The organism is Stenotrophomonas maltophilia (assembly GCF_001274595.1).
Classification (GTDB): Bacteria; Pseudomonadota; Gammaproteobacteria; order Xanthomonadales; family Xanthomonadaceae; genus Stenotrophomonas; species Stenotrophomonas forensis.
On the sequence record NZ_CP011010.1, the window covers coordinates 238,148 to 256,629 of the forward strand.

Below are 18,482 nucleotides of genomic sequence, written 5' to 3' on the forward strand. Positions count from 1 at the left end.
CCCGCTGCACGCACCAACCGAACTGGAGAAAGACATGAGCAAGCTGCCCACTGCCGAACAGATCCAGCACGACTGGGATACCAACCCGCGCTGGGAAGGCATCCAGCGCAACTACAGCGCCGCCGACGTGGTGCGCCTGCGCGGCACCGTGCACATCGAGCATTCGCTGGCCCGCCTGGGCGCGGAGAAGCTGTGGGCATCGCTGCATGAGCGCGAGTTCGTCAACGCGCTGGGTGCGCTGACCGGCAACCAGGCCATGCAGCAGGTCAAGGCCGGCCTGAAGGCGATCTACCTGTCCGGATGGCAGGTGGCGGCCGACGCCAACCTGGCGGGGCAGATGTACCCGGACCAGTCACTGTACCCGGCCGATTCGGTGCCGGCGGTGGTCAAGCGCATCAACAACACCCTGCTGCGCGCGGACCAGCTGCACCACGCCGAAGGCAAGGACGACATCGACTTCCTGCAGCCGATCGTGGCCGACGCCGAAGCCGGTTTCGGCGGCGTGCTCAACGCCTTCGAACTGATGAAGGCGATGATCGAGGCCGGTGCCGCCGGCGTGCACTTCGAAGACCAGCTGGCCTCGGTGAAGAAGTGCGGCCACATGGGCGGCAAGGTGCTGGTGCCGACCCGCGAGGCGATCGAGAAGCTCAACGCCGCGCGCCTGGCCGCGGACGTGCTGGGCGTGCCGACCCTGCTGGTGGCGCGCACCGATGCCGAAGCCGCCGATCTGCTGACCAGCGACATCGACGGCAACGACAAACCGTTCGCCACCGGCGAGCGCACCGTGGAAGGCTTCTACAAGACCCGCAATGGCCTGGACCAGGCGATCAGCCGCGGCCTGGCCTACGCACCCTACGCCGACCTGGTGTGGTGCGAGACCGGCAAGCCGGACCTGGAGTTCGCGCGCAAGTTCGCCGAGGCGATCCATGCGAAGTTCCCGGGCAAGCTGCTGGCCTACAACTGCTCGCCCAGCTTCAACTGGAAGAAGAACCTGGACGACGCGACCATTGCGAAGTTCCAGCGTGAACTGGGCAGCTACGGCTACAAGTTCCAGTTCATCACCCTGGCCGGTTTCCACGCGCTGAACTACGGCATGTTCAACCTGGCCCACGGCTATGCGCGTCGCCAGATGAGCGCCTTCGTAGAGCTGCAGGAAGCCGAGTTCGAAGCAGCCGAGCGTGGCTTCACCGCGGTCAAGCACCAGCGCGAGGTCGGCACCGGCTACTTCGACGCGGTGACCCAGGCGATCCAGCAGGGCCAGTCGTCGACCACCGCGCTGACCGGCTCGACCGAGGAAGAGCAGTTCCACGGCGGCCGCAGCGAGCGCGCGGCGTAATGCGGTAGGGCTTCAGAACGATCAGGGTGGCCAGGGAAGGGCCAGGCAACGCCGGCCGGTCGGGGGACCTGCCGGCGTTGTTGTATCGGTGGAACAGCGGTGAACGCGGACAGCGTCAATCCGGCGCACCCCCCAGCGCGGAAACTTGGCCGAAACCCTGTGAAGACGGCCATCGGATTGATCCGGCAGGACTTTTGGGCAGGTGACAGTGACCAGAACCGGCCACCACGCATCTTCACATCGGACAAGCGCGCCGGAAGGTTCAAAATGAGATAGGGCGCACACTTTAAAGCGATGCTATGCTCCGCGGCTCACCAGGGGACGCTGGCGGCGGGTGCAGGGAATGACCGGCAGGGGTGCGGCCGAGAACAGTGATGTGACGTCAGGTATCGCCCGGGTGGCGATGGCCGAGATCGTGCACGCGCTGCTGTCCGATGCCGAGGTGACATTGTTCGCCAGATTCGCCCGCCCATGCAAGCTTCATGCCGGACAGTGGCTGTTCCAGCGGGGCCACCGTGGCGAACGCATGTATGTGATCCTCGAAGGCCAGATCGAACTGGACTTCGGCGAAGACCTTGTGATCAAGACCCTCGGCCAGCATGAGTTCTTCGGCGAGCTGGGCCTGCTGGTGGGCGACCACCTGCGCAGTGCCAGCGCCCGTGCCCTGGCCGACTGTGAAGTGCTGGAACTGGGGCCGGCCGATTTCCATCGCCTGGTCGAATCCGATCCCGGCCTGGTCGCCTACTTCCTGCGCCGCACGATCATGCGCGTGCTGACCAACGAACAGGCCCTGATCAGCCAGCTGCGCCGGCGCAACCATGATCTGGAAACCGCGCTGGACAACCTGTACATCACCACCCATCAGTTGACCCATACGCGCGAGCTGGTGCGTACCGATGAACTGACCGGGCTGCACAACCGCCGCGGTCTGACCCTGTACCTGCAGGAATGCCGCACCGAGCAGGAAGGGCTGCCGCAGGCCTTGCTGCTGATCGACTGCGACCGCTTCAAGCAGATCAATGACCGCCATGGCCACCAGGCCGGCGACCGCGTGCTGCAGAGCATGGGCAACATCCTGCGCTCGATGGCCGGCGAGCAGGACCTGGCCTGCCGGCTGGGCGGCGACGAGTTCTGCCTGATCCTGCGCCGTGGCAACCACGAGATCGTGCAGCACGCGGCCGAGTTCATTCTGAGCGCGGTGCATGGCCTGCTTGAACGCAGCCATGGCACGCCGCACGTGAGCCTGGTCAGCATCGGCGCCAGCCTGCTGCCGCCGGATGCGGGCTGGAGCGAATGGTATGCCAGCGCCGATCGCGCGCTGTACCAGGCCAAGCGCGATGGCGGCAACTGCCTGCGCTGGGTGGATGATCCGGACGGCCCATAGGGAGAGGCAGGCAATGAATGGCGACAACGGAACGTCAGCCCCGCATAGCCCCCAGCTACGCGCCCTGTTGTTCACCGATCTGTGTGATTCGCTGCAGCTGGTCGAGCGGATCGGCGATGTGGCGGCCGCGAGCCTGTTCCAGGAACACGATCGGCTGGTGCTGGTGCTGCAGCACCGCTGGAACGGCCAGCTGATCGATCGCTCCGACGGATTGTTCATGCTGTTCGAGCGCGCCATCGATGCGCTGGGCTTCGCTCTGGACTACCAGCGCGAACTGCATGCGCTGGGCCAGCAGCGCTCGATTGAACTGCGTGCGCGTGCCGGCCTGCACGTGGGCGACGTGCTGACCTGGGACAACAGCCCTGAAGCGGTCCGCGCCGGCGCCAAGTCGATGGAAGTGGAAGGCCTGGCCAAGCCGATGGCGGCGCGCTTGATGATGCTGGCACGCCCGGGCCAGATCCTGTTGTCGGCCGTGGCCGAATCGCTGACCCACCGCGCCACCGAAGCACTCGGCGAGCGTGGCACGCGCCTGCTGTGGAAGTCGCACGGACGCTGGCGCTTCAAGGGTGTGCCGGTGGTGCAGGAAGTGATCGAAGTGGGCGAGATCGGGTCGGCGCCACTGCGCATGCCGCGCTCCAATGCCAAGGCACGCCGCGATCTTCCACTGTGGCGGCAGCCGGTGGTGCTGGCCGCCGAAGGCCTGGTGCTGGCAGTGCTGGTGCTGGGCGGCTGGCTGCTGCTGCGGCCGGAACCGGCGATCGCCTTCGCCGAGCGCGACTGGGTGGTGCTGGCCGATGTCGACAACCTGACCGGTGACCCGATCTTCGACGAGTCGATGCGGCACGCGATCCGGATCGCGCTGGAGCAGTCGCGGTACGTGAACGTGCTGTCCGAGGGCAAGATCCGCGAAAGCCTGGAGATGGCCCGGCTTTCGGGCGATACCCGGCTGAGCCGGGATACCGCAGTTGACGTGGCGGTGCGCGAAGGCGCGCGGGCCGTGCTGTTGCCGACCGTGCGGCAGAAGATCGGCGGCTACGAGCTGGCCATCGACGTCGCTGCACCGGGCAGCGGCCAGGTGATACAGACGTTCACCGCCACCGCGGATCGATCCGATCAGATGGTGTTCGCAGTGGACGACGTGGTCGGGCGCCTGCGCCGTGGCCTGGGCGAGTCGGTGGCGAGCCTGGAGCAGTCGTTGCCACTGCCGCGGGCTTCGACCCAGGACCTGCGCGCCCTGCGTGCGTTCGCGCTGGCCGAGAACGCACTGGGCCAGCGTCGCTTCGAGGAAGCACGCAACCTCTACCAGGCGGCGATCGATATCGATCCTGGCTTTGCCCTGGCCTACATGGGCGTGGCCAAGCTGCTGGCCCGCACCGCGCAGGTCCAGCAGGCGCGTGACGCGCTGGAGCACGCGCTGGCCCAGCAGCAGCGCCTGCCCGCGCGCGAGCGGCTGTACCTGAAGGGCTGGCAGGCCGAACTGGAACCCGGTGGCTGGCCGCTGGAGCAGTGGCGCGCACTTGCCAAGATCTATCCGGATTCATTTGCGGGACTGTCCAATACCTCCTGGGCGCTGCTGCAGGACAATCGCTTCACCGAGGCCGAGCCTTATGCGCGCGCGGCGACGGTGCCTCAGGACCCGTTGCGGCTGTATCCGATGATCCATCTGGCGCGGGCACAGTTGGGCGTTGGCCAGCCGCAGCAGGCAATGCGCACCTTGCATCAGGCACAGATGCTGCGCGGCAATGATGAGGCCGACGACCTGGAGGTGGACGTACTGGTTGCGCAGGGCCTGGACGCACAGGCGCAGCAGGTGTTGATGCGGTTGCCGCGGGGGGATGACCTGCAGCAGCGCATGCGGCTGCGGGCGCACCTGCTGGTATCTGCGGAGCAGCGTGATTGCAGCAGCCTGCATGCCGCGGTTGCTGCGGATGGTCCAGCACCGGAGCTGATTGACTACCAGATCCATCAACGCCTGCAGCACGCTACGGTGACCACGCTGTGCACGCCCGGCGATGTGGAGGAGCTTGAATCCATCGCCGCCGTGCTGCGGCCGCTGCTGCGCAGGAACGACGATTCCGCCGTGGGCAGCCGCAGCCTGCAGCTGCTGGCCCTGACCTATCTGGCCCAGCGCCAGGGCCAGCATGCGCTGGCCGCAGAGTGGCTGCGCGACCATGGCGAACTGCTGGAGCGGCAGCGCAGCCCCGTGGTGGGCAAGTGGCGCCGCGTGGTGCTGGCGATGGCCGAGCTTGCACAACAACGGCCGCAGGCGGCGCGCCATCTGCTCGAGCCCAGCTTTGATGGCACCGAGCCGGTGCAGGCCCATGTCGTGCTGCTGCAGGCACTGCGTGCCGAGCAGGATGCTGCCGGCGTGCGCCGCGAACAGGCCTGGCTGGCCCGGCACCACGGCCAGGCCATTGCCGAGGTGGCGTCCATGCAGGTCTGGCAGCCCCTGAACGTGCACGATATCGCCACGGAGGCGACGTCGGTGCGGCTGCCGCGCTGATGCAGGCTCAGGCGTTGACGCGCTCGTCGATGCGGTCGGCTTCGAAACAGAACACCACCGTCATCGAGGCGGTCGAGGTGCTCAGATATGCATGCAGCGAATCGCGCGTGCGGCACAGCTCCTCGACCGACGCCAGGGTACCGATCTTCATGCAGTCGTTTTCGCCGACAGCGCCGTCCAGGCCGATCGAGGCCAGGGCCTTGGCCGGCGAAGCGGTGAAGCGGTTGCGGAAGTCGTCGTTGCCGATCAGGTGGTCCAGCAGGGTGCTGGCGTCTTCGGCGGAAAGGCGGGGATGGGTGCTCATGGGGATCTTCCGTAGGTGGAATGTCTCGTATCGGCCGCGACAGCCTGCCATTGAGGGCCATGGCGCGTTCATCGCTAAAGTTGGCCGCGCTGCGGTCGCTGCTGCTATGCCGGTTGTGCGGCAGAAGGAAGGAAACCCATGCGCCTGCGCCGCTGCGCCAGCCTGATGTTCGAACCCCGCGAGTCGGTCACCCTGGACCTGCGCGCGATGCTGGCCGGCCACGCCGAGATGGACAGCCAGATCAGCTGGGTGGCCCTGGCCGCCCATCTGGACCAGCCCCTGCCGGTGGATGCCGAGGAGCGCCAGCTGCTGGGCGAACTCAGCGCGCACCGCTGGAGCGAGCCGCCGGCCGATGCCTGCCCGGCGATGCTGGCGCGCCTGGTTGAACAGGGCCTGCTGCTGACCGACCCGCCAAGCGAGGTGGGGCACCAGATGCGTGATGAGGCGTTGCGGCGCAGCCAGTGGTGGCCGCTGGCCGCACTGGCCCATCGCCACGCGCGTTGGCAGGCCGTGGACAGCGTGGAGGACATGCGCCGGCAGGGGTTGGACACGGCGGCCGGCCTGCGCCAGCGCCTGGGGCCGCCACCGCCGGTGGTGCAGCCGATGCAGGGCGATTACCAGCCGCTGCCGCGCAGCGACGAGGCCGCGTTCGACGCACTGCTGGCGCGGCGCACCACCTGCCGCAACTTCGACCCGCAGCGCGCGTTGCCGCTGCCGCTGCTGGCCCAGGTGCTGCAGCGCACGCTGATGGCGCACGCGGTGCAGAAGGTCGAGCGCGATACCGAGTTCCTGAAGAAGAACGTACCCTCCGGCGGTGGCCTGCATCCCACCGAGGGCTTCCTGCTGGTGCAGAACGTGGAGGGCCTGGCACCGGGCCTGTATCACTACCATCCCGTGCAGCACGCCGTGCTGCCCCTGCCTTCACCGCCGCCGCCGTCGCTGCCTGCGCTGGCGCGGCGGATGCTGTCCGGGCAGGAGTGGTTTGCCGATGCGCCGGCGCTGCTGGTGCTGGCGCCTCGTTATGACCGCTGCTTCTGGAAGTACCGCAACCATGCCAAGGCGCACCGTGCGGTGACGCTGGATGTCGGCCATATCTCGCAGCTGCTGTACCTGTGCGCGACCGAGCGCGGGCTGGCCGCGTTCGTGACTGCGGCCATCAACGATGCCGATGTCGATCGGGCGTTCGGCTTCGACGGCATCGGCCAGAGCGCGATGGCCATCTGTGGCCTGGGCTGGCGCAGCGCCACGCTGGACACCGCGGAATTCGATCCCGCCGGACGCGTGTTGGCGGGCGACGACCGCTGAGCGGTCGCCGCCCCGGCGATCACGCCGCTTCGAAGTCCACCAGCACCGCGCCGTCGCCGACCTGGTCGCCGGCCTTGGCGCGGTAGCCCTTCACCGTGCCATCGGCCGGAGCCTGCAGGGTGTGTTCCATCTTCATCGCTTCCAGCACCACCAGCGGCGTTCCGCGCTTGACCTGGGTGCCGGCCGCGACCAGCGTGGCCACGATCCTGCCCGGCATCGGCGCCAGCAGGCTGCCGGCATCGGCCGCGGCGTGGTCCGATTCGCCCACCGGATCGTGCAGGGTGAAGCGGTGCTGGCCATCGGCACCGAACAGGTACAGCTGGTCGCCTTCGCGCAGCGCCTGCAACGACCAGCGGCGGCCCTCCAGCTGCACGGTCATGCCGCGTGCATCGGCGGTGCCGGTCACCTGCACCGGCGCCGCGTCATCGCACTGCACACGCCAGCCATCGGCCTGAGCCCACACCTTCAGCGTGTGCCGGCGCTCACCCTGCTGCAGCGGCAGTACGCGCGGCGCCGAAGCACCCAGGCGCCAGCCGTCCTGCGCCTGCCACGGCGAATGCGGGTCGCGCGCATCGCGGCTGGCGCCTGCGGTGCGGGTCACGGCGGCCACCGCCGCCAGCATCCATGGTGCATCGCCGGTATCGCCCACGTGATCCAGCGCCGCCTGTTCGCGTTCGATCAGTGCGGTATCCAGCCTGGCGTTTGCGAACGAATCGGTGTTCACCAGCCGGCGCAGGAAGCCGGCATTGGTGGTCACGCCCACCACCTGGCAGTCGGCCAGGGCTTGGCTCATGCGGCGCAGCGCGGCATCGCGGTCCACGTCCCAGACGATCAGCTTGGCGATCATCGGGTCGTAGAACGGGGTGATGCTGTCGCCTTCCTCCACGCCGGTATCCACACGCACGTGCGCCGAGGGTGTCGGCAGGCGCAGGTGGCGCAGGGTACCGGTGGAGGGCAGGAAGCCGCGGTCCGCATCTTCGGCATACAGGCGCGCTTCGATGGCATGGCCGTGGATGGCCAGCTGGTCCTGGCGCAGCGGCAGCGGCTGGCCGGCGGCCACGCGCAGCTGCCATTCCACCAGGTCGGTGCCGGTGATGTACTCGGTCACCGGGTGTTCGACCTGCAGGCGGGTGTTCATTTCCATGAAGTAGAAATCGCCGTCCGGGCCGGCAATGAACTCCACGGTGCCGGCACCGACGTAGCCCACCGCACGCGCGGCATCGACCGCGGCCTGGCCCATCGCTGCGCGGCGTTCGGCGCTCATGCCTGGGGCCGGGGCTTCTTCCAGCACCTTCTGGTGGCGGCGCTGCACCGAGCAGTCGCGCTCGAACAGGTACACCGCCTCACCGTGGCTGTCGCCGAACACCTGGATCTCGATATGGCGCGGGCGCTCGACGTACTTCTCGACCAGCACGTGATCGTTGCCGAACGCCGAGGCCGCCTCGCGCTGGCAGCTGGCCAGCGCATCGACGAAGTCCTCGCTGCGTTCGACCTTGCGCATGCCCTTGCCGCCACCACCGGCGCTGGCCTTGATCAGCACCGGGTAGCCGATGGCATCGGCCTGCGCGCGCAGGAAGGCCGGGTCCTGCTGGTCGCCGTGGTAGCCCGGGGTGAGTGGCACGCCGGCCTTGGCCATCAGCGCCTTGGCCGCGCTCTTGTCGCCCATCGCACGGATGGCGCTGGCCGGCGGCCCGATGAAGGTGATGCCGGCGGCGGTGCAGGCATCGGCGAAGTCGGCGTTCTCGGACAGGAAGCCGTAGCCGGGGTGGATCGCCTGCGCGCCGCTGCGGCGGGCGGCGTCCAGCAGCACGTCGCCGCGCAGGTAGCTTTCGCGCGCGGCGGCCGGGCCGATGTGGATGGCCTCATCGGCCAGGCGCACGTGGCGCGCGTTGCGGTCGGCATCGGAATACACCGCCACGGTGGCGATGCCGAGGCGGCGGCAGGTGGCGATGACGCGGCAGGCGATCTCGCCACGGTTGGCGATCAGGATCTTGGTGAACATGGCAACAGACTCTGTCATGGCACGGGTTACATGCGGAACACGCCGAAGCGCGTCTGCTGCGGGGCGGCGTTGAGGCTGGCCGACAGCGCCAGGGCCAGGACACGGCGGGTGTCGACCGGATCGATCACACCGTCGTCCCACAGCCGCGCACTGGCGTAGTAGGGGTGGCCCTGCTGTTCGAACTGCTCGCGGATCGGCGCCTTGAACGCATCCTCTTCCGCAGCCGGCCACTGTCCGCCCTTGGCTTCGATGCCATCGCGCTTGACCGTGGCCAGCACGCTGGCGGCCTGTTCGCCGCCCATCACGCCGATGCGCGCATTCGGCCACATCCACAGGAAGTTGGGCGAGTACGCGCGGCCGCACATGCCGTAGTTGCCGGCGCCGAACGAACCACCGATGACCACCGTGAACTTGGGCACCTTGGCGCAGGCCACCGCCATCACCAGCTTGGCGCCGTCTTTTGCGATGCCGCCCTGTTCGTACTTGCGGCCGACCATGAAGCCGGTGATGTTCTGCAGGAATACCAGCGGGATGTTGCGCTGGGTGCACAGTTCGATGAAGTGCGCGCCTTTCAGTGCGGATTCGGAGAACAGGATGCCGTTGTTGGCGATGATGCCGATCGGGTAGCCGTTCAGATGCGCGAAGCCGGTCACCAGCGTGGCGCCGTAGCGCGGCTTGAACTCGTCGAAGCGCGAGCCATCGACCAGCCGCGCGATCACTTCGCGCACGTCGTAAGGCTTGCGGGTGTCGGCGGGAATGACGCCGTACAGCTCGTGTGCCGGCAGCAGTGGTTCTTCCGGTGCCTGCACCGCCATCGCCGGTTCCGGCTTGCGCCAGTTCAACTGCGCGATGATCGCGCGCACCCGGGCCAGTGCCTGCAGATCGTTGTCGGCCATGTGGTCGGCCACGCCGGAAATGCGCGTATGCACGTCGGCACCACCCAGCTCCTCGGCGGTCACCACTTCGCCAGTGGCCGCCTTCACCAGCGGCGGGCCGCCGAGGAAGATCGTGCCCTGTTCGCGCACGATCACCGTCTCATCGCTCATCGCCGGCACGTAGGCGCCACCGGCGGTGCAGCTGCCCATCACGCAGGCGATCTGCGGGATGCCCTGCGCCGACAGGTTGGCCTGGTTGTAGAAGATGCGGCCGAAATGGTCGCGGTCGGGAAAGACTTCGTCCTGCAGCGGCAGGAAGGCGCCACCGGAATCGACCAGGTAGATGCACGGCAGGTGGTTCTGCTCGGCGATCTCCTGCGCGCGCAGGTGCTTCTTCACCGTCACCGGGTAGTAGGTGCCACCCTTCACCGTGGCGTCGTTGGCCACGATCACGCATTCCACGCCACTGACCCGGCCGATGCCGGCCACCACGCCGGCAGCGGGCACGGCATCGTCATACATGCCGTGCGCGGCCAGCGGCGCGATCTCCAGGAAGGCGCTGCCGGGGTCGAGCAGAGCATCGATGCGGTCGCGCACCAGCAGCTTGCCGCGGGCGGTGTGCTTGGCACGCGCGGCCTCGTTGCCACCCAGCGCGGTGCGGGCGAGGGTGGCATGCAGGTCATCGACCACGGCCTGCATGGCCGTGCGGTTGGCTTCAAACGTTTCGCTGCCTGGTTGCAGCTGGCTGTTCAGGACGGTCATCGCGGTGGCCTTACAGGGTGCGCTGGAACAGTTCGCGGCCGATCAGCATGCGGCGGATCTCCGAGGTGCCGGCGCCGATTTCATACAGCTTGGCGTCGCGCCACAAGCGGCCGGTCGGGTACTCGTTGATGTAGCCGTTGCCGCCCAGGATCTGGATCGCCTGGCCGGTCAGCCAGGTAGCCTTCTCGGCGGCGTACAGGATGGCACCGGCGGCGTCCTGGCGGGTGGTACGGCCCTGGTCGCAGGCGCGCGCCACGGCATAGACATAGGCGCGGCAGGCGCCCAGGCCCACGTACATGTCGGCGATCTTGGCCTGGATCAGCTGGAAGCTGCCGATCGGCTCGCCGAACTGGTGGCGCTCGTGCACGTACGGCATCACCACGTCCATGGCCGCGGCCATCAGGCCCAGCGGGCCACCGGAAAGGACCACGCGCTCGTAGTCCAGGCCGGACATCAGCACGCGCACGCCGCCACCGACCTGGCCCAGCACGTTCTCTTCGGGAATCTCGCAGTCCTGGAACACCAGCTCGCAGGTGGGCGAGGAGCGCATGCCCAGCTTGTCCAGCTTCTGCGCGGTGCAGAAGCCCTTCATGCCCTTCTCGACCAGGAACGCGGTGATGCCCTTGGCACCGGCCTCGATGTCGGTCTTGGCATAGACCACCAGCACGTCGGCGTCCGGGCCGTTGGTGATCCACATCTTGTTGCCGTTGAGCACGTAGCGGTCGCCACGCTTGTCGGCGCGCAGCTTCATCGACACCACGTCCGAACCGGCACCCGGCTCGCTCATCGCCAGCGCGCCGACCAGACTGCCGTTGCACAGGCCGGGCAGGAAGCGCTGCTTCTGTTCTTCGCTGCCGTTCTTGCGCAGCTGGTTCACGCACAGGTTGGAGTGCGCGCCGTAGGACAGGCCGATGCCACCGGAGGCGCGCGAGATTTCTTCCATCGCCACCACGTGGGCCAGGTAGCCCATGCCGGTGCCGCCGTATTCTTCTTCCACGGTCAGGCCCAGCAGGCCCTGTTCGCCCAGCTTCGGCCATAGTGCCAACGGGAACTGGTTGGTTGCATCGGCCTCGGCGGCCAGCGGCGCGACCTCGGCGGCGGCAAAATGGGCCACGCTCTGGCGCAGCAGGTCGATATCTTCGCCAAGATCGAAGTTCAGGGATGGCACGTGCATTGCGGTGGCTCCACGGCGGGACTACAGGGAATGGACGCACCCGGCGGGGGAGCGGGCGACGGTCGGCAGGACCGTCACCCGCACGGGCGATGGACCCCAGCGTAGCGGGGTTCGGGAAAGAAGTGAACACAAATTCAAAAATTGAAACTAGAATCAAAACATGGCCTACAAACGCTCTGCACTGATGGAAGAACGCCTGGCCGGGGCCCGGGAACGGATCCTGCTGGCCACCCGCGAGCTGGTTGCGGCCGGCGGCTGGCGCAACGCCCCGGTAACCGCCGTGGCGACCCAGGCGGGGGTGTCCACCGGGTTGATCTACCGGCACTTCCCGTCCAAGGCCGACCTGTTCGTGGAGGTGCTCAACGCCGCCGTGGCCCACGAGGTCGCGATCATGGAGCGCATCGCCAGCGGCCCGGAGGTGGCCAGCGAGCGCCTGCGCCTGGCGATCACCGCCTTCGTCCGCCGCGCCCTGGCCGGGCCGGGGCTGGCCCATGCCTTCATCGTCGAGCCGGTCGACCCGGACGTGGAAGCCGAGCGCATGCGCGGCCGCCGCGCCTTTGGTGACGTGTTCCTGCGCCTGGTGGAAGAGGGCGTGGCAGCCGGTGAGCTGCCGGTGCAGGACGCGCACGTGGCCGCCGCCTGCCTGGTCGGCGCCTTCACCGAGGCGATGGTCGGCCCGACCGCACCCAGCCGCGAAGCGCACCGCGACGAGGATGCACTGGTGGATGCGATCTGCAGCTTCTGCCTGCGCGCGATCGGCGCCCGGTAATCCGGTAGAGCCGGCCGCTGGCCGGCTTCCGCACGATGTCTCCGGTGAGATGGCGATGCCGGCCACGCATGTTGCGCCGCACCAGCCCTGAAGCCTGTTGTCGCACGCGAAGCGCGTTCTATACTCGGTCCATCACGCAGTCGCTCAGCCGTGGTCCAACGACTATCAGCCAGGGGTAACGAAGAGTGCGGAATTACGATCTGGAGTTCCTGAAACGCTTCTCCATGGTGATCGCGCTGCTGGCGACCATCACCCTCGGCCTCATCCTCCTTGCTGCCTATATCCACACCCGGATCCCGCCGGAGGTGTCGCCGACCGCGGCCAAGCGCACCGAGCAGCGCATTTCGCCCACCGGCGCGGTCTATGCCGGCAGCACCGGCGCCGCCGCGCAGGCAGCGGCCAAGGCTGCCGCGCTGGCCAAGGCCGCCTCGCAGGTCGCCTACGGCGGCACCAAGGACGGCAAGGTCATCTTCGACAACCTCTGCACCGCCTGCCACACCACCGGCGTGGGCATGGCACCGACGCTGGACCACTCGCACTGGGACAAGCGCATCGCGCAGGGCAAGGACACCCTCTACAAGCACGCCATCGAGGGCTACACCGGCCCGGACGGCGGCATCATGCCGCCCAAGGGCGGCAACCCGGCGCTGACCGAGGAACAGATCCACGCCACCGTGGACTGGATGCTGGGCAACCTGAAGTAACCGGTAGTGCCGGCCGCTGGCCGGCAACCGCGCATCGCACGAAGGTCATGGGGTTGCCGGCCAGCGGCCGGCACTACCCAGGCTTTGCCCACCGAGGTCGAAACCCCGCCTGCAAGCGGGGTTTCGCATTTCAGGGTTAGTCTGTGCGCCCTCTTCCCTGGAATCGCCCGTCGATGCGCCGCCGCTCCCTTGCCCTTGCACTGACCCTGCTGCTGCCGGCCAGCGCCTTCGCCCAGGCCCTGCCGCAGGCTGCACCGGCCCCGGCGACGCCTGCCGCGCGTAGCAGCGCCACCGTGGTGCTGACTGCGGCCCCGGCCGACTGGCGTGCGCTGGAGGGACAGCGCGTGCGCATCGCCGCGCCGTTGACCCTGGCCGGCACCGACGGCCTGGAGCGCTTCGGCCAGCTCACCGTGGCCTTCGATGGCCGCCTCTGGCAGCCGACCGAAGTGGCCGCGCCGGGTACCGCCGGCTACGAGCAGGTGATGGCCGACAACCAGCGTCGCCGCCTGCTGTTGGACGATGGCAGCGACGCCCGTGACCCGGCCGCTGTGGCCTACCTGCCCGGCAACCCGGTGCTGCGTACCGGCATGCAGCTGCGCAACGTCGAAGGCATCGTGCGGGTGGATGCGCAGGGTCGACCCAGCCTGCAGGTCGAAGGCGTGCTGAAGCTGCCGGAACTGAAGCGCCCGGCGGTGCCGACGGTGCCGGGCAGCCTGCACGTGGCCGCCTTCAACCTGGAGAACTTCTTCAACGGTGACGGCCAGGGCGGCGGCTTCCCGACCCTGCGCGGTGCGCGCACGCTGGACGAGCACAAAGCGCAGGTGGCCAAGCTGGTGACCACGGTCAATGCACTCGGTGCCGATGTCGCGGCGCTGATGGAGCTGGAAAACGACGGTTACGGCCCGCAGTCGTCCATCGCCGAACTGGTCGATGCGCTCAACCGCGACCGCGGCGCGCAGGGCGACTGGCGCTTCGTCGATGCCGGCAGCGGCCCCGGCGACAACCCGATCCGGGTCGGCATCATCTACCGCGGCACGCGCCTGCAGCCGGTCGGAAAGCCCGCCACGCTGACCGGCGGCCCGTTCGTCGAACACAGTCGCGTGCCGCTGGCGCAGGCGTTCCAGGGCAAGCATGGCGCGCCGTTCGTGGTGGTGGCCAACCACTTCAAGTCGAAGGGCTGCCGCGATGCCGCCGGCGCCGATGCCGACCGCAACGACAACCAGGGGTGCTGGAACGCCACCCGCGTGACCTCGGCACAGCAGCTGCACGCTTGGCTGCAGACCGACCCGACCGGTACCGGTGCCAGGGACGCGGTGCTGCTGGGCGATTTCAATGCCTACGCCATGGAAGACCCGATCCGCACCCTGCATGAGCTGGGCTGGCAGGACGCGTTCAAGGTGGCCAGGGTCGAGCACCCCTACAGCTACGTCTACAACGGCTACACCGGCCGCCTCGACCACGCGCTGCTGAACCCGGGCATGGCCAAGCGCCTGCGTGGTGCCGCCGAATGGCACAGCAACGCCGACGAGCAGGACGCCAGCGGCTACCAGGGCCGCAACGTGCAGGGCCCGTGGCGCAGCTCCGACCACGACCCGCTGCTGCTGGGCTTCGACAGATAAGGTTCGCCGGGGTACGCCCGGCGGCTTTCTGTAGAGTCGAGCCATGCTCGACTGCTTCTCCAAGGACAGTCGAGCATGGCTCGACTCTACCGAAGGCAAGGCCGCCCGCGCTCAGCCCCAGGCGATCAACCCGATCGCCAGCACCGCCAGCGCCAGCCCCGCGCGGTTCCACTTCGTGGTGGCCTCGCCGAAGGCGAACACGCCCACCAGCGCACCCAGCACCACCACGCCGATGTTCATGCCGGCGAACACGGTGGCCGGGCTCTGCGGCATCGCCTGGTGCGCATGCACGTAGAACAGGATGTTGCCGCCGTTGAGCAGGCCCAGCAGCGCGCCCGCACCGAGGTTGCGCCAGGCCAGCCGGTTGCGGCCACTGACATGCCGCCACAGCTGCAGCGCCAGCATCAGCACGAAGGCCACGCTGAAGCTGGCCAGCACTGCCGCCATCGACGGCGTACCCGACAACGCAACCTGCTTGAGCAGCACGTCCACCACCGCGAACCCGGCCCATACGCCCAGCAGCCAGCCCCAGCCGCCGGGCGAAGACGCCACCGCCGGGCCGCGTGGACGCAGGCTGATTGCCACCATCGCCAGCAGGCCCAGGCCGAGACCGGCCAGCTTCCACGGCGTCGCTGTCTGGCCGAAGAACAGGAACGCGGCAGCCAATGACAGCAGCAACGACAGCCGTTGCGCCACGTCGCTGCGGACGATGCCGGCCACCGCCACCGCGCGGCCCAGCACCAGGAAGATCGATGGCAGCACCACCGCCAGCGCCAGCAGCGAGAGCCACGGCGCATGCGGCGCGCGCAGTGCATCCAGCGGCGGCTGCAGCACCACGGCGGTGAGCGTTGCCGCCACCAGGTAGTTCCAGGTGACCATCTGCGCGACATCCAGCTGGCGGCGTCCGGCCACCTTCAACAACACCGAAACCAGCACGCTGCAGATCACGGCCAAGGACAGGTAGAGCATGGGGCGGGCACAGGGCAGGGGCGAGGGACGGTATCATGTTGCCATGCACAAGCCCTCGTTCCCCGTCGCCCCCGGCGAAACCGCCTGCCTCGAACTGGACGGCCCGGCCGGCCCGCTGGAAGTGGTCGTTGACCTGCCCAAGGCCGACGTGCCGGTGCAGCCGATCGTCGCCATCGTCTGCCATCCGCTGTCCACCGAGGGCGGCACGCTGCACAACAAGGTGGTCACCATGACCGCCAACACCCTGCGAGAGCTGGGCATCACCACGGTGCGCTTCAACTTCCGCAGCGTCGGCGCGTCGGCTGGCGAGTTCGACCACGGCGTGGGCGAGCAGGACGATCTGAAGGCGGTCGCCGCCTGGGTGCGCAGCCAGCGCCCCGATGACCGCCTGTGGCTGGCTGGTTTCAGCTTCGGCGCGTTCGTGTCGCTGAAGGCGACCGCCGAGCTGCAGCCCGAAGCGCTGATCTCGATCGCGCCGCCGGCCGGTCGCTGGGACTTCGGTGGCATCGCACCGCCGGCGCGCTGGCTGGTGATCCAGGGCGAGCAGGACGAGATCGTCGACCCGCAGGCGGTCTACCAGTGGCTGGCGTCGCTGGATCTCCCGCACGAACTGGTGCGCATGCCCGAGACCAGCCATTTCTTCCACCGCAAGCTGATCGACCTGCGCGGCGCGCTGACCCACGGCGTCAAGCACTGGCTGGGCGCGGCGGCATGAGCGCAACCGAGCTGACCCCATCGCAGCGGTACGCCGAAGGGGTCGCCCGTGGTGACTGGCAGAACGACCCGGCCCAGCACGCCGCGCTGGCCGAGCTGGACCGCATCCACCTGGGCCTGGTCGACAGCGCCGAAGACGGCTGGCTGGACCGCCTGTCCTCGTTCTGGAAGAAGCCCGAGCCGGTCAAGGGCCTGTACTTCTGGGGCGGCGTCGGCCGTGGCAAGACCTTCCTGGTCGACCTGTTCTACGACGGGCTGCCGATCAAGCAGAAGTACCGCACCCACTTCCACCGCTTCATGCGCAGCGTCCACGAGCGCCTGCGCGAGCACCAGGGCCAGAGCGACCCATTGGCGAAGATCGCCCAGGAATGGCGCAGCAACCTGCGCGTGCTGGTGCTGGACGAGTTCTTCGTCACCGACATCGGCGATGCCATGCTGCTGGCGCGGTTGCTGGAACGCCTGTTCGCCGAGGGCGTGACCCTGGTCACCACCTCCAACACGGCGGTGGAGAACCTGTACCTCAACGGCCTGCAGCGCGAGAGCTTCCTGCCGGCCATCGGCCTGCTGCAGCGCTTCTGCGTGGAGCTGTACGCCGAAGGCACCGAGGATTACCGGATGCGCGCGCTGACCCGTTCGCCGGTATATCGCGCGCCGCTGGCGGCCGACAGCGATGACTGGCTGGCCACGCGCTGGAACGAGCTGAGCGGCGGGCAGCCGGCCAAGCCCGGCAACATCGAGATCGAGGGCCGCAAGATTCCGGTGCGCGGCCGCGGCAAGAGCATCGCCTGGTTCGATTTCGCTGCACTCTGCGAAGGCCCGCGCGGACCGTCGGATTACATCGAGATCGCGCACGAGTTCAACACCGTGCTGCTGGGCGGCATTCCCGCCTTCGATCGCCTGAACGAAGATGCGGCGCGGCGCTTCGTCAACCTGATCGACGAGCTGTACGACCGCCACGTCAACCTGGTCTGCACCGCCAGCACTTCGCCGATCGAGCTGTATACCGGTACCCGCCTGCAGGGCGCGTTCGAGCGCACCGCCTCGCGCCTGATCGAGATGCAGAGCGCCGAATACCTGGGCACTCCGCACCGGGCCTGAGGGTGGTTTGCAGGTGAATGCATTGCCGGCCGGCGGCCGGCACGACCACGGCAGGCGTCTACCGGGTCGGCGCCACGGTGTTGCCACGCGGCCGTTCATCCGGCCCGGCCGACACATGCAGGCCAGAACCGTTGCCGTGTTCCACCCGTATGCTTTCGCCGCGCTCCAGCAGCCGCAGTGGCTGGCCCTGGAAGCGCACCTCCAGCGCGTCGTGGGCCGCTGCCAGCGACTGCACCAGCGGGCACAGCGCCATCGCCTTGGCCTCCAGCTGCTGGCTGCGCGCTTCCATGCGGCGGTCGACTTCTGCGTCCAGGCGGTCGGCACGGCGCTCCATGGCGCCGGCGCGGCCGGTGAACACCTGCCACAGCACGCTGCGGGTCATCGACGCGGCCATGGTTTCGGCCATCTGGTCGATGTGCGCGTCAAAACCGTCGCCGAAGGTTTCCTGTTCCCAGTAGCCACGGCCCAGGCTGGCGTCGATCCAGCGCTGCGTCTCCTCGCGCATCGCGCGCATCTGGCGGTTGCGGGACTTGCCGGTGATGGCCTCGAAGGCGGCGTCCAGCGCATCGAAGGTGACCCCGGAGACCTCGTGGGCCAGCGCGGTGGCCGCCGGCATCAGCTGGCGGGCGCCAGCCTCCATCTGCCGCAGCCGGGCCGCGTCGGCGGCGCTGACCGTCACCATCGTGCCGTCCAGGCTCAGTTCGCCGTCGTGGAACACCACCTCATGCGGGGCCTGCGGGCCATGCCGCAGCCAGATGCCGCCGCTGTCCACCAGCACGTCGTAGTCGGTATGGATGCCGCACTGGTCTGAACGCAGGTCCGGCCCCTCGGCGGCCAGCGCGGGGGGAATGAACAGCGCGGCCAGCAGGGCCAGGGCATTCAGGCGCAGGTGCATCGGACCGTCCTTTTCCGGAAGCGAGCGGCCAGCATCCGCTGCCAGCGCGTGGGCGTCACCGGCCGGAAG

Annotated in this window: 15 protein-coding genes; 9 read left to right on the plus strand and 6 right to left on the minus strand. The window is 68.5% G+C overall.

All coding sequences use genetic code 11. From position 1 onward, the window contains the following. The first annotated feature begins 34 nt into the window (after positions 1-34). The 3 genes from aceA (at position 35) to VN11_RS01075 (ending at position 5,223) form a co-directional block, all read left to right on the plus strand. Positions 35-1,336 (plus strand): isocitrate lyase, encoded by a 1,302-nt coding sequence (gene aceA / locus VN11_RS01065; RefSeq protein ID WP_004153647.1) that lies wholly within the window; start codon positions 35-37, stop codon positions 1,334-1,336. A 343-nt stretch (positions 1,337-1,679) separates the two neighbouring features. After that, entirely contained in the window at positions 1,680-2,720 is a 1,041-nt protein-coding gene (locus tag VN11_RS01070) for a GGDEF domain-containing protein (protein WP_053448496.1), read from the plus strand. A gap of 13 nt (positions 2,721-2,733) precedes the next feature. Then, positions 2,734-5,223 carry a putative peptide modification system cyclase gene (locus VN11_RS01075; RefSeq protein ID WP_053448497.1) on the plus strand — a complete coding sequence of 830 codons (2,490 nt, stop codon included), beginning with the start codon at positions 2,734-2,736 and terminating at the stop codon, positions 5,221-5,223. Between the two features lie 7 nt (positions 5,224-5,230). On the opposite strand, the gene VN11_RS01080 is transcribed toward VN11_RS01075, so the two are convergent. After that, positions 5,231-5,527 (minus strand): NHLP-related RiPP peptide, encoded by a 297-nt coding sequence (locus tag VN11_RS01080; protein WP_053448498.1) that lies wholly within the window; start codon positions 5,525-5,527, stop codon positions 5,231-5,233. Between the two features lie 138 nt (positions 5,528-5,665). Here VN11_RS01080 and VN11_RS01085 point away from each other — a divergent pair, with 138 nt between their 5' ends. Beyond that, positions 5,666-6,832 carry a putative peptide maturation dehydrogenase gene (locus VN11_RS01085; RefSeq protein WP_053448499.1) on the plus strand — a complete coding sequence of 389 codons (1,167 nt, stop codon included), beginning with the start codon at positions 5,666-5,668 and terminating at the stop codon, positions 6,830-6,832. 19 nt (positions 6,833-6,851) lie between these two features. Here VN11_RS01085 and VN11_RS01090 read toward each other — a convergent pair whose 3' ends face one another. From VN11_RS01090 to VN11_RS01100, 3 genes are read right to left on the minus strand one after another with little or no spacing between them, the layout of a single operon-like run. After that, entirely contained in the window at positions 6,852-8,834 is a 1,983-nt protein-coding gene (locus VN11_RS01090; protein WP_053448500.1) for an acetyl-CoA carboxylase biotin carboxylase subunit, read from the minus strand. Positions 8,835-8,860: 26 nt separating this feature from the next. Continuing rightward, positions 8,861-10,471 (minus strand): carboxyl transferase domain-containing protein, encoded by a 1,611-nt coding sequence (locus VN11_RS01095; RefSeq protein WP_053448501.1) that lies wholly within the window; start codon positions 10,469-10,471, stop codon positions 8,861-8,863. Between the two features lie 10 nt (positions 10,472-10,481). After that, on the minus strand, positions 10,482-11,645 hold the full coding sequence (locus tag VN11_RS01100) for an isovaleryl-CoA dehydrogenase (protein ID WP_053448502.1): 1,164 nt from the start codon (positions 11,643-11,645) through the stop codon (positions 10,482-10,484). Positions 11,646-11,805: 160 nt separating this feature from the next. Between VN11_RS01100 and VN11_RS01105 the strand changes: the two genes are divergently transcribed. From VN11_RS01105 to VN11_RS01115, 3 genes are all read left to right on the plus strand, one after another. Then, a complete protein-coding gene (locus VN11_RS01105; RefSeq protein ID WP_008266880.1) occupies positions 11,806-12,414 on the plus strand; it encodes a TetR/AcrR family transcriptional regulator in 609 nt (202 codons plus the stop codon). A gap of 185 nt (positions 12,415-12,599) precedes the next feature. Next, entirely contained in the window at positions 12,600-13,118 is a 519-nt protein-coding gene (locus VN11_RS01110) for a c-type cytochrome (protein ID WP_005407662.1), read from the plus strand. A 173-nt stretch (positions 13,119-13,291) separates the two neighbouring features. Beyond that, the gene (locus VN11_RS01115; RefSeq protein WP_053448503.1) at positions 13,292-14,737 is read left to right on the plus strand and encodes an ExeM/NucH family extracellular endonuclease; all 1,446 of its coding nucleotides are present in this window, start codon (positions 13,292-13,294) and stop codon (positions 14,735-14,737) included. A gap of 111 nt (positions 14,738-14,848) precedes the next feature. Here the strand turns inward: VN11_RS01115 and VN11_RS01120 are convergent, their stop codons facing one another. Next, the gene (locus VN11_RS01120) at positions 14,849-15,706 is read right to left on the minus strand and encodes an EamA family transporter (RefSeq protein WP_053448504.1); all 858 of its coding nucleotides are present in this window, start codon (positions 15,704-15,706) and stop codon (positions 14,849-14,851) included. A gap of 43 nt (positions 15,707-15,749) precedes the next feature. Here VN11_RS01120 and VN11_RS01125 point away from each other — a divergent pair, with 43 nt between their 5' ends. Together VN11_RS01125 and zapE are read left to right on the plus strand one after the other, a co-directional pair. Then, positions 15,750-16,421: an alpha/beta hydrolase gene (locus tag VN11_RS01125; protein ID WP_053448505.1), complete on the plus strand. Its 672-nt coding sequence runs from the start codon at positions 15,750-15,752 to the stop codon at positions 16,419-16,421. After that, positions 16,418-17,518: a cell division protein ZapE gene (zapE, locus tag VN11_RS01130; RefSeq protein WP_008267934.1), complete on the plus strand. Its 1,101-nt coding sequence runs from the start codon at positions 16,418-16,420 to the stop codon at positions 17,516-17,518. The genes VN11_RS01125 and zapE overlap by 4 nt, the downstream gene beginning before the upstream one ends. 58 nt (positions 17,519-17,576) lie before the next feature. Here zapE and VN11_RS01135 read toward each other — a convergent pair whose 3' ends face one another. Further along, a complete protein-coding gene (locus VN11_RS01135; protein ID WP_053448506.1) occupies positions 17,577-18,413 on the minus strand; it encodes a DUF2884 family protein in 837 nt (278 codons plus the stop codon). Positions 18,414-18,482: the final 69 nt, after the last annotated feature.

Bases quoted from the DNA above. Each gene is read 5' to 3' on its own strand.
- aceA (WP_004153647.1), top strand. From the start codon at position 35: ATGAGCAAGCTGCCCACTGCCGAACAGATCCAGCACGACTGGGATACC.
- VN11_RS01070 (WP_053448496.1), top strand. From the start codon at position 1,680: ATGACCGGCAGGGGTGCGGCCGAGAACAGTGATGTGACGTCAGGTATC.
- VN11_RS01075 (WP_053448497.1), top strand. From the start codon at position 2,734: ATGAATGGCGACAACGGAACGTCAGCCCCGCATAGCCCCCAGCTACGC.
- VN11_RS01080 (WP_053448498.1), bottom strand. From the start codon at position 5,527: ATGAGCACCCATCCCCGCCTTTCCGCCGAAGACGCCAGCACCCTGCTG.
- VN11_RS01085 (WP_053448499.1), top strand. From the start codon at position 5,666: ATGCGCCTGCGCCGCTGCGCCAGCCTGATGTTCGAACCCCGCGAGTCG.
- VN11_RS01090 (WP_053448500.1), bottom strand. From the start codon at position 8,834: ATGTTCACCAAGATCCTGATCGCCAACCGTGGCGAGATCGCCTGCCGC.
- VN11_RS01095 (WP_053448501.1), bottom strand. From the start codon at position 10,471: ATGACCGTCCTGAACAGCCAGCTGCAACCAGGCAGCGAAACGTTTGAA.
- VN11_RS01100 (WP_053448502.1), bottom strand. From the start codon at position 11,645: ATGCACGTGCCATCCCTGAACTTCGATCTTGGCGAAGATATCGACCTG.
- VN11_RS01105 (WP_008266880.1), top strand. From the start codon at position 11,806: ATGGCCTACAAACGCTCTGCACTGATGGAAGAACGCCTGGCCGGGGCC.
- VN11_RS01115 (WP_053448503.1), top strand. From the start codon at position 13,292: ATGCGCCGCCGCTCCCTTGCCCTTGCACTGACCCTGCTGCTGCCGGCC.
- VN11_RS01120 (WP_053448504.1), bottom strand. From the start codon at position 15,706: ATGCTCTACCTGTCCTTGGCCGTGATCTGCAGCGTGCTGGTTTCGGTG.
- VN11_RS01125 (WP_053448505.1), top strand. From the start codon at position 15,750: ATGCACAAGCCCTCGTTCCCCGTCGCCCCCGGCGAAACCGCCTGCCTC.
- zapE (WP_008267934.1), top strand. From the start codon at position 16,418: ATGAGCGCAACCGAGCTGACCCCATCGCAGCGGTACGCCGAAGGGGTC.
- VN11_RS01135 (WP_053448506.1), bottom strand. From the start codon at position 18,413: ATGCACCTGCGCCTGAATGCCCTGGCCCTGCTGGCCGCGCTGTTCATT.